Below are 14,229 nucleotides of genomic sequence, written 5' to 3' on the forward strand. Positions count from 1 at the left end.
AAGACCCGGTTTATCCGGGTTTTTTATTGGCTGTCGGCCGCTCCATTTGCATAAGGGGAGTGCGTCAGGCATTCCGCGTAATAGCGCCTAATCATGTGTTCTTCTTCGCTTAAGAAGTGTTCGATGCCTTCCGGGAAAGGGTTGAATCGCAGCCAATGTGCCGATTGGGTGATCACCGGTACAAAGCCGCGGGCAATCTTGTGTTCGCCGCCGGCGCCCGGCTCAAACTGTTCCAGTCCATGTTGAATGGCATACTCGATGCCCTGGTAGTAACAGGCCTCAAAGTGCAGGAATTTGATCTCCTCCTTGCAGCCCCAATGGCGGCCGTAGAGAACCTGGTCGCTGCGGTACATTAAAGCGCCGCCCACGCATTCTCCGGCGGCAGTGTCGGCCAATACCAGCAAAACCTGGTCGGGCAGGGCTTGCGCCACCGCCTTGAAAAAGGCGGCATTAAAAGTGGCCAGACTCATCTTTTCGCTGAAGGTTTTATGGTAAAAATAGGCGAAATTTTCCCAGTCCTCGTCGCTGGCGCTGTGGCCGTCCAGTTGTCTTAATCTTATGCCGATTTTGGCAAGATGCGCACGTTCCTGGCGGATGTTCTTGCGTTTTTTGGGGGTGAGCGCCTGTAGAAAATCGTTAAAGTCGCTGTAATGCCGGTTAAACCAGTGAAAATGGCAGTCGTGGCGCAATAGCATGTCGCTACGCGTCGCCAACCCGGCCTGTTGAGTTTTTTCGGCAAACAAAATGTGCCAGCCGCTCAGGTTATGTTGCTGCACGAACTGCTGGATTTTTTCGATGCAGAAAGCGGTTAAGGTTGATTTTTGTGGCTCGGATAACTCGGGGGCCAATAAAAAACGCGGCCCGGTCACAGGACTGTAAGGCACCGCCGTGACCAATTTGGGAAAATAGGGCAAACCAACCTGTTGCCAGGCTTGCGCCCAGCTGTGGTCGAAGACGAATTCGCCGTAGGAGTTGGTTTTGATGTATAAGGGAACGGCGGCGACCAGACGTTGGTGTTGATGCACGCTGAGATGACAGGGCAGCCAGCCGTAGCGTTCGCCCACGCAACCGTGCTGCTCCATCGCGTTGAGAAAGTGGTGGTTTACAAACGGATTGCCGTCAGCGATCAGGCGATTCCATGCATCGGCAGGCAGTTCGGCCAATCGTTGGTGAAAACGGTATTCAAAAGAGGCATCCGACACGGTAAAACCCTAAGTTAAGCGCTTTAAGCGCTGAAATCCTTGCGTGGACTTGAATTTATAGGGTAAATCCAAGTCCGATTCAAGTGCTTTTAAAAGTGAACAGGCCGGGTGTCGGGCAAATCAATGCAGGTTATCGGCTTCAAAAAGCGAACCCTGGCCCAGCAGCAGGTCGCGTTCCTGCGGTTCCAGAGGTTCATGTGCCGCTTGGGATTGCAGCGCGCTCGGCAACTCAAAATGGACGCTTTTCAAGGTGTTTTGGTTGAGCGTATTAACAAAGTGGTACATCGAGCTCATCACTTCGCGATTGAGGTCCAGATTTTCCTGCTGCTGGATCAAGTCATGCAGCTGATTGACCCAGTTCATCTGGGTCTTGCGTACCCGTTCCAGATGCTGCGCCAGATCGCCGTGACGCAGCGCATCCGGATACGCTTTGGTAAGCTGTTTGATGTCTTCGATAATCATCTCTGCGATACGAAAGGTCTGTTCCGGGCCTTTTTCAAGGCGCTGGTCGATAAACTCCAAACAGGTTTGCAGGTTCTGCTGAGTGTTGGTGTAAGCCATGCGGTGCTCCTTGGCTGCGGGGTTTTTGAGTGTCAACTTTTTGACGTTACAAGACAAAAGTTCACGGTTTATACTGGGTGTTATCAAGCTGCGTGCCAAGTTGTAAGAATATTGTAAAAACGCATTTAACCTATTGTTTATAAAGTAAATGATAAAAATATTGAAAGAACAATTTAACCCGCAGAGCGTCGGAATGCTGGCACAGGCCCTGCAACGCCAGGTGGTGGATTTTCCGGTAACGGACTTCACGCAAAGTGTGTTCGATAGCCAATGGCACGAAAGAAGTCTGCTGCAACGCGTCGCGCATATAAGCGAGATGATGCAGCGCCATCTTGCTATGCCTTATGGCGACGGGCTGCAGCAACTAAAGCCGGTTTCGCAGGAGTTCGGCGGGTTGTTTCATCTGATCTTTCCCGACTATGTGGCGCGCTATGGGCTGCACGATCCGGCGCGCTCATTTGCGGCACTCGGTTTTTTTACCCGGGGATCAACCTCCGAATATGCGATTAGAGCTTTCTTGCAGTATTATCCGCAACAAACCCTTGAGCAGATGCAGCGCTGGGCGCTCAGCGACGACGAACACCAGCGGCGCTTGGCCAGTGAGGGCGTGCGACCGCGTTTGCCCTGGGCGGCGAATTTGCCGTGGGTCGAGGCGCAGCCGAAATTGGTTGAACCGATCATCGAACATTTAAAAGCCGACAGCAGTGGTTATGTGCGCAAAAGCGTTGCCAATTTACTGAATGATTTTTCCAAAGGCCAGGCCGAATGGGTGCTCGATACCTTGAGTCGCTGGCTGCAGACGGATGAGCGCGTGCCGGCGGCGACGCAATGGATTGCCAAGCACGCTTTGCGCACATTGCTCAAACAGGGCGAGCCACGCGCCCTGTCTTTGATAGGCTATCCCGCCGTGCCGTTTGATTGGGTGCATGACTGGCGGTGCGATTCGACGGTCACGCCGACAGGTCAGCTTAACTTCTCGTTTGTATTACAGAGTAAAGACCGACCGCTCGGGCTGCTGCGCCTGGAATATGCGATCGATTTCGCGTCCTCTCCCGCGAGCCGGCCGCGCTCAAGGCGCAAGGTATTTAAGATCGCCGAAGGCCGCTATGCCGATACGCAAAAGCGTTTTGACTGCCGGCATGTCTTTAAGAACCTGATCACCCGGCGGCACTATCCGGGGGCGCATAGCATCGAATTGATTGTCAACGGCAAGGTGCTGGCGGCGGCCGAGTTCGAGCTGCTTGCCGACAACTCGCCACCGACTTGACAGGCGTGCGATAATAACCGTTTAGTCAATTTTGCGTTTGTTGTGCTATGCAGATTCCCGTTATCTTTGAACATCCGGATTTTATCGTGGTGCATAAGCCGCCGGGCATCGGCATGCATTCCGAAGAGGAAGCCGGTCTGGTGGTGCAATTGCAGGCGCAGTGGCCCGATAAAACGCTATTTCCGGTGCATCGCCTCGACAAGATGACCTCGGGACTGCTGCTGTTGGCCACCCATAAGGAAGCCGCACGGGAGTTTCAGCGCTTGTTTGAGTCGCAGCAGATTGAAAAATACTATGTGGCGCTCGCCAACCACAAGCCTAAGAAAAAGCAGGGCTGGATCAAAGGGGATATGCAGCCGGCGCGGCGCGGCAGTTGGAAACTGAGTCAGAGCATGGATAATCCGGCGATTACACGTTTTATCAGCGCTGCCGTGGAGCCGGGCTGGCGGTTGTTTTTGCTGAAGCCTTTGACGGGACGGACGCATCAGTTGCGTGTGGCGCTGAAAAGTCTGGGATCGCCCATTTGCGGGGATAAGCGTTACGCCCCGCTGGAAGAAGCGCGCCACGAAGACAGGGGATATCTGCACGCCTATGCGCTGCGTTTTGTCTGGCAGGGTGAGGAGCAGGTTTTTGTGCAGTTGCCGTTAAGCGGTGCGCGGTTTTTGTCGCCCTTATGCCAGACGCAATTACAGGCCTGGAGCAGGCCGTGGGAATGTTTTTAATTTTTTAATTTTTTTAACGGGTTGTAAGCTGATTTGAATGAGAATGTTATGAGTGATGTATCTGCACAGTTGCCGTTTTGGGAAGCGAAAACCCTTGAGGAAATGACGCAGCAGGAGTGGGAATCTTTATGCGACGGCTGCGGACTATGCTGTCTGAATAAGCTGCAGGACGAGGAGACCGACGAAATCGTCTACACGCGGGTCATCTGCGCTTATTCGGATATTGCCACGGGGCGCTGCAGCGACTACGCCAACCGCTCCACCAATGTTCCGAGCTGTGTGCAGTTGACCAAAGAGCGTGTCGCCGAATTCGATTGGCTGCCGGATAGTTGCGCCTACCGTTTGATTTATCGCCGTCAACCGCTGCCCGACTGGCATCCGCTGGTCAGCGGCCAGGTCGATTCGGTCAAACAGGCCAAGCAGGGGATACATGCCATACGGGTGGTGGTGGACAACGGTCGTTTGGATTATGAAGATTTCCTTATCGATAATCCTTAAATAATTTTATGGAATTAAATTGGTAACCGCTTTGCTTTTGATTACCATAGTGCTTGCGTCAAATTACGGATAGTAAGGAATAGAGATGAAAACGGTTACATGGCTGAATTTGCCAAGTTTGTCTTTGTCGGTGAGAGCGTTATTCACCGGCTATTTGCTGGTGGCCGGCTTGGGGTTGCTGATGGCCGGCGGGCAGATTATGCTGACGCACGGCATGGCCGACGGCAAATTCGGCTTGTCGGTGAATGATATTGTCTACAGCTACTACGGTAACCGTACCGGTTCCAAGCTGGAAAGCAAACTCAACGGCTCCATGAGCGATAAGGCGACCCCCCAGGAGAAGCTGATTTTGATCAAATGGGCGCGTGACGGTGCCCCGGCAGCCGAGTGGGAGCCAACCATCAAGCCGATTGTGGAAGCCAAGTGCGCGATGTGCCACGCCCATATGCCCGGTCTGCCGAATGTGGCAAAGCTCGAAGTCATGCAGCCGATTGCCGAGGTGGATCACGGTGCGGAGGTGGGTTCGCTGACGCGCGTCTCGCATATCCATCTTTTCGGCATTGCCTTCATTTTCTTTTTCATCGGCCTGATTTTCTCGATGGCGGTGGGCTTCCCTAAATGGGTGAAGGCCCTGCTGATCTTCACGCCGTTTGCGTTTCTGATTGTTGATATCGCCTCCTGGTGGCTTACCAAACTCAATCCCAACTTCGCCTATCTGGTGATTGTCGGCGGTTTCGGGTACAGCATGGCCTCGGCTGTGATGATGTTCACCTCACTCTATCAGATGTGGGTCATGCCTTGGCGCGGACAGGGTTCGGATGAAAACACCTGGACGGATAAGGCGGACTAGCGCCTTATTTGTCGGAAGAATTAGATGAAAAAAAAGGCATCCATGATGCCCTTTTTTATTGTGCAGCTTTGCGTGTGAATCAGTGGTGATGCCCGCCGTCACCGTGCGCATGGCCGTGGTCCAATTCTTCTTCAGTGGCATCGCGCACGCCAACCACTTCCACTTCAAACGTTAGCGGCATGCCCGCCAGAGGGTGGTTGCCGTCAACCGTGATCTGGTCGCCGTCGATTGCGGTGATTTCTACCGAATGCATGCCTTGCTCAGACTGGGCTTGAAAACGCATTCCCACTTCCAGTTCGTCCACCCCTTGGAACATGGTGCTTGGAACGGTTTGCACCAACTCAGGGTGACGCTCGCCGTAGGCTTCGGCGGCAGGAATGGTCGCAGTGAATTTATCACCGACTTTTTTGCCTTCCAGTTCTTTTTCCAAACCAGGAATCAAATTGCCGTAGCCGTGCAGATAAGCCAATGGTTGGCCTTCCGAAGCATCCAGAGTTTCACCGGCTTCGTTGGTAAGGGTGTATTCGATCAATGCGACCTTGTCGTTTGCAATAGTCATAATCTATCCTAGTTTGCATGAGAGCTTTGCACGAGTGGGGCGCAAAAGAAAAATGAGGAAAAAATTGTCTGATTGAGGCGAAAAACGCAGCTAATAGCGAGCTATTGGCAAGTTTTTCAACAAAAATCAGGCGATTTTTAACCATTTTTATTCGCGCAACCACCTCGTGCAAGGCTCTCTGATTGTATTAAAAATAATAAAGCCGTTATCATACAGCTTGTATTGGTAAACTGCGAATTTTTGGCTTAGAGTGACTCGAAGGGAGAGCTTGTTTATGTTGTGGTTAAAAACGTTTCATATTCTGTTTATGATGTCGTGGATGGCGGGCATTTTTTATCTGCCGCGTATCTTCGTGCATTTTGTGGAAGGCAAGGAGGCGGGGCAGGATGTGGCGCGCCTGGCCATTATGGCCAAGAAACTCTACGGTTTCATGACGATAATGATGATGCTGGCGATCGGCAGCGGTTTGTGGTTGTGGCTGGCGTATTTCCCGTTGGCGGCGGGCATGGGTTGGTTGCATGCCAAGCTGGTGTTTGTGGGACTGATGCTGGCTTACCACCTGTGGACCAAGCGCCGCATGCAGGAGATGCAGGAAGGGCATCTGGATCACAGCGGCGTTTATTACCGCTGGGCCAACGAGATTCCGCTGTTGCTGACCATCGTGATTCTGATTCTGGTGGTGGTTAAACCCTTTTAATGGCTGGGAATAGATAATGCGGATCTGCGTATCTCTGCAACTTGATTTCAGTCTGGCGCCGAAAACCGATGCCCCGGTCTATCTTCATGACCAGGCTGTTCCTCTAGTCGGTGCGCCGCTCGGGCCTTTTGTGCGCAATGCCAAGGGCGAACTGGTCGGTTTGGATCAAAATGAGGCGTGTATTTCAGCCGATTCAGGCAAAAGCTGGCGGCGCTATCCGATTTTTCAACAGGCCGGGTTTGAGTGCAGCAATTCGCGTTCATTGCTTTGTCTGCGATCGGGGGTCTTGATTCTGTCGTTTGCCAATATGGCGCAAAGCCACTTCAATTGGCATCGCAAAACCAATCTGCCGACCAAAAACACCTTTCTGCACCACTGGATCACACGCAGTTTGGATGGCGGGCGTAGCTGGGAGGCGCCGCAACGGGTGCTGCGCGGTTATGCCGCTGCCATGACCAGCGCAATTCAGTTGCACGACGGCACGGTGCTGCTTTCCAGCCAGAACCTGGATTATGACAACGGGCGGCATTATGCGTTGACACTGCTGTCCAAGGATGAGGGGCAAACCTGGCAGGCCAGTAACCGCCTGGATATCGGCGGGCGCGGCCATCACGGCGGGTGTTATGAGGGAACCCTGGCGCAGTTGGCTGATGGCCGGGTTTGGTATTGCATTCGCACCAATCAGGACTGGTTCTGGCATGCCTATTCGGCGGACAGCGGTTTGACCTGGACGGAAATTCATCCCGGACTGGCCGCCTCGAGTTCGCCGGGGATGCTTACATGCCTCAAATCGGGGCGTTTGCTGTTGACCTACAATCCGTTGCAATCGCTGCTGGATGAAACACGCAGAGCCGAAAAATTCCGGCGAGGCGGTCTCTTCTCGGAGGTGGCCGCCTCCTGGTTCAGGGAGGAGCTGGCGATTTGCTATTCGGAAGATGAGGGGCTGAGTTGGTCTTGTCCGGTTGTGATTGCGCAATGCGATAAAGCCTGGCTCAGTTATCCCTATGTGTGTGAGGTCGAACCCGGCAAGTTATGGATTACCACCATGCAAAGCCAGTTGAAACTGGAGATTGCCGAGAGCGCCATTCTCGGAAAATAACGCGGATAACGCCCCGCATGGTGGTGTTGCCGCATCGGCAGAGTGGAACGGGTTATTTTGGCAATTTGACTTCAATCTCGATGCCTTGCACTTCGCTGTCCTTCTCGCCTGCCTTGATTTGCGTTTTGACGGTGACATCATCCTGATGAATGCCGATTGTCACCTTGTGGCTCTCTTCTTCTTTGCCTTCGTAGCCGTAAATGACGCCGTTTTCCGAAGGTTTGGAGCGGTCCGGCAACAGGGAGTTTTCGCTTGGTGAATCTGGAAGTTTTGCTGTTTCGGGGCGCTTAGGGCCTTCATGCAGCGGTATGCTGCGCGCTTTTTCCGGCTGCTGGCTGCCTAAGGGTGCTGACAGATGCTCGAGTTGCAGGTTAAGCGGCTGTGAAGCGGGTTTGGTTGCATTTGGCAAATCGGTTGGCGTTGCGTCCGTCCCGCTCGGTTTACTGCCAAGGGCGGGTGTTGATGGTGCGGTTTGCGATGATGCCGGAGACACGGCGGCCTTGTCGGATAGGGCGTTGGAGGCCCGATAGGTATCCAGGTAGAACCAGATCGACCAGCTGAAAACCGCGCCGAAAATAATCAGCAGGCCGGGTTTGCTAAACAAAAATTTATTCATAATAAAAAGAATGCCGGGTTTAAAGTGAAGAACGATTTGCCTATTATGGGGATAGCGGGCGGCTTTTTAAAGTTATCCGCTTACGATTTAGCCGCATGGGATATGGACGCAGACTCCGTCTTTGACGGCATTGATAGTAAAATACGGCTAAACGCATAAATTTTATTTAAAGAGAAGCTTGAGAGGAGAGAAAGGTGACACAGATGGTGGGTTGGCGCGAATGGGTGGCTTTGCCGGAGCTGGGGATAGAAAGGCTGCAGTGCAAGGTCGATACCGGCGCCAAAAATTCAGCTCTGCATGCCTTTGAGGTGGATGAGTTTCAACGCGACGGTGAGCGCTGGGTGCGTTTTTACATTCACATCGATGAGGACGACCTAAGCAAAGTGCAGGTCTGTGAAGCCAAGGTGCAGGATGTGCGTGCCGTGACCGATTCCAGCGGCAATGTCAGCGAAAGATATTTTATCGAGAGTGATGTTCAGATCGGTGAACAATGTTTTAAAATTGCCATCTCCTTGACCAGTCGCGACACCATGGCGTTTAAGATGCTTTTGGGACGAACCGCGTTGCGTGAAGGACACTTTGTCGTTGCACCTCACCAATCTTTTTTACAAGGAAAAAAATAATGAAAATCGCCATTCTTTCAAGAGGGCCGAAACTCTATTCCACCCGGCGTTTGGTGGAGGCGGCGGAATTGCGCGGCCATGAGGTGCAGGTGATTGATGTGTTACGTTGTTATATGAATATCAACTCGGTCAATCCGGAGATTCATTACAAAGGTAAGGTGCTGGAAGGGTTTGACGCCGTGATTCCGCGAATCGGTGCTTCGGTAACGTTTTACGGTACCGCGGTATTGCGCCAGTTTGAAATGATGAATGTCTTTCCGTTGAACGAATCGGTGGCGATCACCCGCTCGCGCGACAAGCTGCGCAGCCTGCAGCTGCTGTCGCGCAAAGGCGTTGGCCTGCCGGTGACAGGGTTTGCACACTCGCCGGATGATGTCGATGATCTGCTTAAAACGGTCGGCGGCGCGCCGGTGGTTATCAAATTGTTGGAAGGCACGCAGGGCGTGGGGGTGGTATTGGCGGACACCCATTCGGCGGCGACCAGCGTTATTCAGGCGTTTAACGGCCTGAAGGCCAATATTCTGGTGCAGGAATTCATTAAGGAAGCGGGCGGCGCGGATATTCGCGCGTTTGTGGTCGGCGGCAAGGTGATTGCGGCCATGAAACGCCAGGGCAAGGAGGGCGAGTTCCGCTCTAACCTGCATCAGGGCGGCAGTGCGCATCTGGTGAAAATCACGGCGGCGGAGCGCGCCACTGCCGTCAATGCGGCGAAGATCATGGGATTGAACGTCTGCGGAGTGGATCTGCTGCGCTCCAATCACGGGCCGGTGGTCATGGAAGTGAACTCCTCCCCCGGATTGGAAGGCATTGAAGGCGCCACCGGCAAGGATATTGCCGGCATGATTATCGAGTTCATCGAGAAGAATGCACAGAAACACCAGCGCAACCGCACGCGCACCAAAGGGCATGGCTGATGCCTAAGCGCAATGCGCCCATCACCATCGGCGGGGTCACGGTCACCCCCGGCACGCGCCGCACCATTGATCTGACCATCGGCAAACTCTACACGCATAGTGAGCTGACCATGCCGGTGCAGGTGTGGTGCGGCAAACAATCCGGCCCGGTGCTGTTTATCAGTGCCGCCATTCACGGCGACGAACTCAACGGGGTGGAGATCATCCGCCGCTTGTTGAAAGTGAAGGCGCTGGAGCGCTTGAAAGGCACCTTGATTACCGTGCCGATTGTCAATTTGCACGGTTTTATCAACCACAGCCGCTATCTGCCCGACAGACGCGATTTAAACCGCAGCTTTCCCGGCTCAAGTTCTGGTTCCATTGCTGGACGCTTGGCGAATATCTTCCTGAATGAAATTGTCAGCAAGTCCACTCACGGCATCGATTTACACACCGGCGCAATCAACCGCAGCAATCTGCCGCAAATCCGCGCCGATCTGGACGACGACTGCACACGCCGTATGGCGCAGGCGTTTGGTGCGCCTTTGATGCTCAATTCCAACTTGCGTGACGGTTCTTTGCGTGCGGCGGCGGTCAAGCGCGGCATACCGATTTTGTTGTATGAGGCGGGCGAAGCCTTGCGGTTTGATGAGGTGTCGATTCGCGCCGGCGTTCACGGCATTTTGAACGTTATGCGTGAGCTGCAGATGTTGGCGCCGTCGCGCCGCAAACACATAAAACAGATGCAACCGGTGGTGGCGCGCTCCAGTTTCTGGGTCAGAGCGCCGCACAGCGGTATTTTCCGTTCACTGGTCGGCGACGGCCAGCGCGTACAGGCCAATAAAACCTTGATTGGCGTGGTTTCCGATCCGTTTGGCGAAACCGAGGTGGAGGTCTATTCACCGTACAGCGGTCTGGTGATCGGCCAGATGAAGATGCCGTTGGTGAATGAGGGCGAGGCGCTGTTTCACATTGCCAAGTTTGCGCGTACCGATATCGCGCTGGGCAAGGTCGAGGAGTTTCACGAGGAGATGTTGGACGAGTCGATTCTGCCTTACCCGACGGATGATATTCCGTCGCTGTAATGACCCGGCCTGTTGAGTTTCTGCCGGCGTAAAAAAACCGGGTTACAAATCGTACTCTGTCAGTTCATTGTGCTCAATAATCTGGCTGATGGATTCGATATAGGTTTGTTTTAGCGCCGAATAGGGCTCCAGACCCTGCACCAGAGTCAGGCCGTTAAAGGGCTGCTTTTGCTTGCGCGCCGTCAGTCTGACGTCACGCAACGGTTTAAAGGCCGGATGACTGTTGAGCATCAGCATATAGCTTTTAACCGATTCGAGCGCATTCGCGAATTTTTTCACTTCATGGTTATCGCCCGGGCGGCGCTGTTTGGGTACCAGACCGCAACCGGGGGTGAAACACCACTGGCCGAAGAAGTTATTGGCCTGGCGGGCAAAACGCGATGTACCCCAGGACGACTCGTTGGCCGCCTGCGCCAGCGCCAGAGATTGCGGGATCACATCAATCTTTTTGAGTAGGGTTTTCTGGGTCTGCGGCGTGATTTCCGTGTATTTCAAACGGTATTTCTGCACCAGCTCGCTGACTTTAGCGCGCTGTGTGTCGCTGAGTTGTTCAAAATTCAGGGAAGCGATCCAGCGGCGTTCCTTGAGAATCGCCTCATTGGCATGTTTAATCAGCGGACGCATAAAGGCAAAAAATGCCTGTTTCCGTTCCGATACATTGGGGATTTCGGTAAAGTTGGGCGGCGATATCGGCTGCAGCGATGCCGGTCTGGCAGCGGATTGAATGCTCGATAAGGAGAGGTATTCGCTATCGGGAGCGGGTTGTGCGGACAGCACTTCAGCGGTTAACAGACTGATTAATAACACTAAAATCGCAGCAATGCCTTTTGCAAGCATAACAAAACAGCTCTCACACAAAAACGCGGATTATACCGTTAAATGCCGTAAGTGACTAATTTTAGTGTGCGTAAGAGCCTTAAGCGCGGCAAGCGGGGGCAGTAAGGCTGTTGTAGCCGGCCTGTTGAGTTTTAAAAGGTATCCATATTTTGTGATTGATAAGTTGATGAAGATTTAAACCACGAAGAACACGAAGAGCACTAAGAGTACGAAGTTTTTCTAAGTAATTGATATATATTCTCAACCAATCTTATTGATTTTAAATGTTGTTAAAACCGCTTTAAAACACAAAAATAACACCAACGACTGATTAACGTTCAAATTCTTCATGCTCTTCGTGTACTCTGTGGTTCAATAAATCAATCATAAAATGCGGTTATCCGTTTTAAAAAGCCCAAACCTTTAAAAACACAAACCGCCCGATGAATGGGCGGTTTGCAGGTAAGACGGGTTAAAGTGATGGTTAACGTCATTAAAGCAACGTTTTTTAAAGCGTTGCTTTACCATTGCACTTAATTCATTGCCCATAAACTATCGCTTTTAACCATCGCTTTTAAACCTTGATTAGAAGGTAGCTTTCACGCCGGCATACACCAAGCGGCCGCGCAGCGGTCCCCAGATGTGACCCACGTCCCAGTCTTCCGAACCGGCAGAGTCGCCGTCAAAGAACAATGGGGAATCGCCCTCAGCCGTTTGCGTATAGTCAAACAGGTTGTTGACGCCGCCATAGATTTCCCAGTTTTTATCAATGGTTTTCGCCAGACGCAGGTCGGCGGTGAAATAGGCCGGCGAGTGATCACCCTTGCTGTCCACACCATTTGCGGCATTGTAGTGCTCGTTGTAGGCGGCGCCCGCATAATCGCGGTAATCACGTTCGCCAATCGCAGTCACCGTCAGATTGGCTTCCCAACCGTGGCCGGTGTAATCGGCCATAAGCTTCAGGCGTTCTTCAACGGGAATGACACCGAAGGTTTCACGATAGGGTTTGTCGTAAATAAATCCTTCCAGACTCGCACCGATAGACCAGTGGCCGGTGAGTTGATGGGTCATCATGATATCGGCGTGTTGCACGGTGCCGGTGCTGTCGGAGTTGACCAGTGTCGGGCGGGCATAGTTGTCCATGTCGATAAAGGTCAGGTTTTCAACCGACGTCCACGAATAGCTGGTTTCAAAGAAAGTTTGCGCACCGTTATAGGTCAGTGAGTAGCGTGCCGAGTTGGATTTTTCCAGTTTATCGACATCAACACCGAAGCCATCGTCGAGAATGCCGTGATCGGCTTCGAAGAACTGCAGCGGAACCCGGTAACCCTGGCCGGCCGAAAGGCGTGACGTCCAGTTGAAGTTGTGGTCGTATTTAATATGCAGACGCGGGGCCAGAACAGTTTCGTCAAACGATTTGTTCTGATCCACAAAATCGACTTCGATTTTATCCGCACGCAGCGCCGCCGAAATCTCAAGATTGGAAGCCGGTGTCCAGATGTCGCGCAGGTAGACGCCGGTGGTGGTCATGTCGTAGGAGTCGTCGGCGGGATGGGAACCACCTGCGGATTCGGAACGCATTTTATCGGTTTTGAAGTCCGCGCCGAAGGTCAGGGCGTTTTTGTCGTTGAGAAAATAATCGCCGCGCAGGTCAACGTAGTAGATGTCCTGTTCGGCGCGGTAAGTGGTGCCTTCATAAATAGCATCCATTTCCGAGTCCACAACCGAGAGGGTGGCGCGCGTTTGCAGGTCGCTGTTGACGTTGTGATACCACTTGGCTGTATATGCCTGCTTTTTGGACTCGATGTTTTCGAGGAAGTCCTTGGCGGTAGTGGTGGCCGATGGACGGTTGTTGACATTGTCATCAATAAATCCGGGGCTGGTACCGGTGTCTTGGGTGCGGGCATCCGACTTTGAGCTGGCCAGGTCACTGCCGATCATCGGACCGCCGAAAATTTCCGAGGTTTGGTTTTCAATGCGCAGTTCGACTTTGTCGGCATTGGAGAGCTCGTGCCAAATGTGCGCGGTCATGCTTTCGTTGCTCAACGCCGGGGATTCGTTGACGTTGTTATTGTCCTGATCATACTGATCCAGATTGTCAGATTGGGCGGATACCGCCAGCGCGGTTTTGTTGTCCTGGCTGACTTTGGTGCCGGCCAGTTGATATTTGTGATAGCCCTGGTTACCTTTGGACAGATCGATGGTCAAGGCATCCTTGCGCGGCTTGGAAGTGACCACATTGATTACGCCGCCGATTGCTTCGGAAGCGATCAGGGAGGCGCCCGCGCCGCGCGAGATCTCAATCGCACTCACACCCGCCATCGGAATGGCGTCAAAACCGTAGAACCCTTCCACAATCGAACTGTTGGGTACGCCGTTCATCAAGAGTGTGGTGTGTTCGCCTTTTAAACCATTGAGCATAACGCGCTTCACACCGCACATTGAGCATTCGGTGCTGACTTTAACGCCGGGCTCGTCTTCAATCGCCTGTGCTAGATTGGCGGCTTGTTTCTTTTCGATTTTTTTCTGATTGATGACGTCGGTTTGAATGATGTCATCTTTGACTTGCAGCAGTCGGTTGTCGGACTTGGCAGAGCTTTGAGCGGAAACGTCAATGGTGCTTAAGCGCTCGACTTCCTGTGCCGCCATAACAGGGGAGGCTGACACTGATGCTATAGCAGCAGCGATTAAAGTGCGACGGGCGGTGAATATCATGTTTTCTTCCTAAAATTACAAATAAT

The 14,229-nt window shown here is 52.8% G+C and carries 15 protein-coding genes; 9 read left to right on the forward strand and 6 right to left on the reverse strand.

Annotated features, from left to right (window positions below):
- Positions 1–23: 23 nt before the first annotated feature.
- On the reverse strand, positions 24–1,202 hold the full coding sequence (locus tag HZ297_RS07110) for a GNAT family N-acetyltransferase (protein WP_178862310.1): 1,179 nt from the start codon (positions 1,200–1,202) through the stop codon (positions 24–26).
- Positions 1,203–1,322: 120 nt separating this feature from the next.
- Positions 1,323–1,763 (reverse strand): hypothetical protein, encoded by a 441-nt coding sequence (locus HZ297_RS07115; RefSeq protein WP_178862311.1) that lies wholly within the window; start codon positions 1,761–1,763, stop codon positions 1,323–1,325.
- A gap of 160 nt (positions 1,764–1,923) precedes the next feature.
- Between HZ297_RS07115 and HZ297_RS07120 the strand changes: the two genes are divergently transcribed.
- The 4 genes from HZ297_RS07120 (at position 1,924) to HZ297_RS07135 (ending at position 5,100) form a co-directional block, all read left to right on the forward strand.
- Positions 1,924–3,030: a DNA alkylation repair protein gene (locus HZ297_RS07120; protein WP_178862312.1), complete on the forward strand. Its 1,107-nt coding sequence runs from the start codon at positions 1,924–1,926 to the stop codon at positions 3,028–3,030.
- Between the two features lie 47 nt (positions 3,031–3,077).
- Positions 3,078–3,752 carry a TIGR01621 family pseudouridine synthase gene (locus tag HZ297_RS07125; protein ID WP_178862313.1) on the forward strand — a complete coding sequence of 225 codons (675 nt, stop codon included), beginning with the start codon at positions 3,078–3,080 and terminating at the stop codon, positions 3,750–3,752.
- Positions 3,753–3,800: 48 nt separating this feature from the next.
- Positions 3,801–4,250: a YcgN family cysteine cluster protein gene (locus HZ297_RS07130; RefSeq protein WP_178862314.1), complete on the forward strand. Its 450-nt coding sequence runs from the start codon at positions 3,801–3,803 to the stop codon at positions 4,248–4,250.
- Between the two features lie 85 nt (positions 4,251–4,335).
- Entirely contained in the window at positions 4,336–5,100 is a 765-nt protein-coding gene (locus HZ297_RS07135) for an Aq_1264-related membrane protein (RefSeq protein WP_178862315.1), read from the forward strand.
- Between the two features lie 79 nt (positions 5,101–5,179).
- Here HZ297_RS07135 and slyD read toward each other — a convergent pair whose 3' ends face one another.
- Positions 5,180–5,659, reverse strand: a complete 480-nt coding sequence (gene slyD / locus HZ297_RS07140; RefSeq protein WP_218644571.1) for a peptidylprolyl isomerase — start codon at positions 5,657–5,659, stop codon at positions 5,180–5,182.
- A 274-nt stretch (positions 5,660–5,933) separates the two neighbouring features.
- On the opposite strand from slyD, the gene HZ297_RS07145 reads away from it, so the two are divergent.
- Both HZ297_RS07145 and HZ297_RS07150 read left to right on the forward strand, forming a co-directional pair.
- On the forward strand, positions 5,934–6,356 hold the full coding sequence (locus HZ297_RS07145; protein WP_178862316.1) for a CopD family protein: 423 nt from the start codon (positions 5,934–5,936) through the stop codon (positions 6,354–6,356).
- A gap of 16 nt (positions 6,357–6,372) precedes the next feature.
- Positions 6,373–7,455 (forward strand): sialidase family protein, encoded by a 1,083-nt coding sequence (locus tag HZ297_RS07150; protein ID WP_178862317.1) that lies wholly within the window; start codon positions 6,373–6,375, stop codon positions 7,453–7,455.
- A gap of 52 nt (positions 7,456–7,507) precedes the next feature.
- On the opposite strand, the gene HZ297_RS07155 is transcribed toward HZ297_RS07150, so the two are convergent.
- Positions 7,508–8,071 carry a hypothetical protein gene (locus tag HZ297_RS07155; protein ID WP_178862318.1) on the reverse strand — a complete coding sequence of 188 codons (564 nt, stop codon included), beginning with the start codon at positions 8,069–8,071 and terminating at the stop codon, positions 7,508–7,510.
- A gap of 203 nt (positions 8,072–8,274) precedes the next feature.
- On the opposite strand from HZ297_RS07155, the gene HZ297_RS07160 reads away from it, so the two are divergent.
- From HZ297_RS07160 to HZ297_RS07170, 3 genes are read left to right on the forward strand one after another with little or no spacing between them, the layout of a single operon-like run.
- Positions 8,275–8,694, forward strand: a complete 420-nt coding sequence (locus HZ297_RS07160; RefSeq protein ID WP_178862452.1) for an ATP-dependent zinc protease family protein — start codon at positions 8,275–8,277, stop codon at positions 8,692–8,694.
- Positions 8,694–9,608, forward strand: a complete 915-nt coding sequence (rimK, locus tag HZ297_RS07165) for a 30S ribosomal protein S6--L-glutamate ligase (protein WP_178862319.1) — start codon at positions 8,694–8,696, stop codon at positions 9,606–9,608. The genes HZ297_RS07160 and rimK overlap by 1 nt, the downstream gene beginning before the upstream one ends.
- Entirely contained in the window at positions 9,608–10,672 is a 1,065-nt protein-coding gene (locus HZ297_RS07170) for a succinylglutamate desuccinylase/aspartoacylase family protein (protein WP_178862320.1), read from the forward strand. Before rimK ends, HZ297_RS07170 begins: the two co-directional genes overlap by 1 nt.
- Positions 10,673–10,714: 42 nt before the next feature.
- On the opposite strand, the gene HZ297_RS07175 is transcribed toward HZ297_RS07170, so the two are convergent.
- A complete protein-coding gene (locus tag HZ297_RS07175) occupies positions 10,715–11,509 on the reverse strand; it encodes a glucosaminidase domain-containing protein (protein WP_178862321.1) in 795 nt (264 codons plus the stop codon).
- 564 nt (positions 11,510–12,073) lie between these two features.
- Positions 12,074–14,137, reverse strand: a complete 2,064-nt coding sequence (locus tag HZ297_RS07180) for a TonB-dependent receptor plug domain-containing protein (protein WP_178862322.1) — start codon at positions 14,135–14,137, stop codon at positions 12,074–12,076.
- Positions 14,138–14,229: the final 92 nt, after the last annotated feature.

The sequence above is a fragment of the Thiomicrorhabdus cannonii genome (assembly GCF_013391695.1).
Lineage (GTDB): Bacteria > Pseudomonadota > Gammaproteobacteria > Thiomicrospirales > Thiomicrospiraceae > Thiomicrorhabdus > Thiomicrorhabdus cannonii.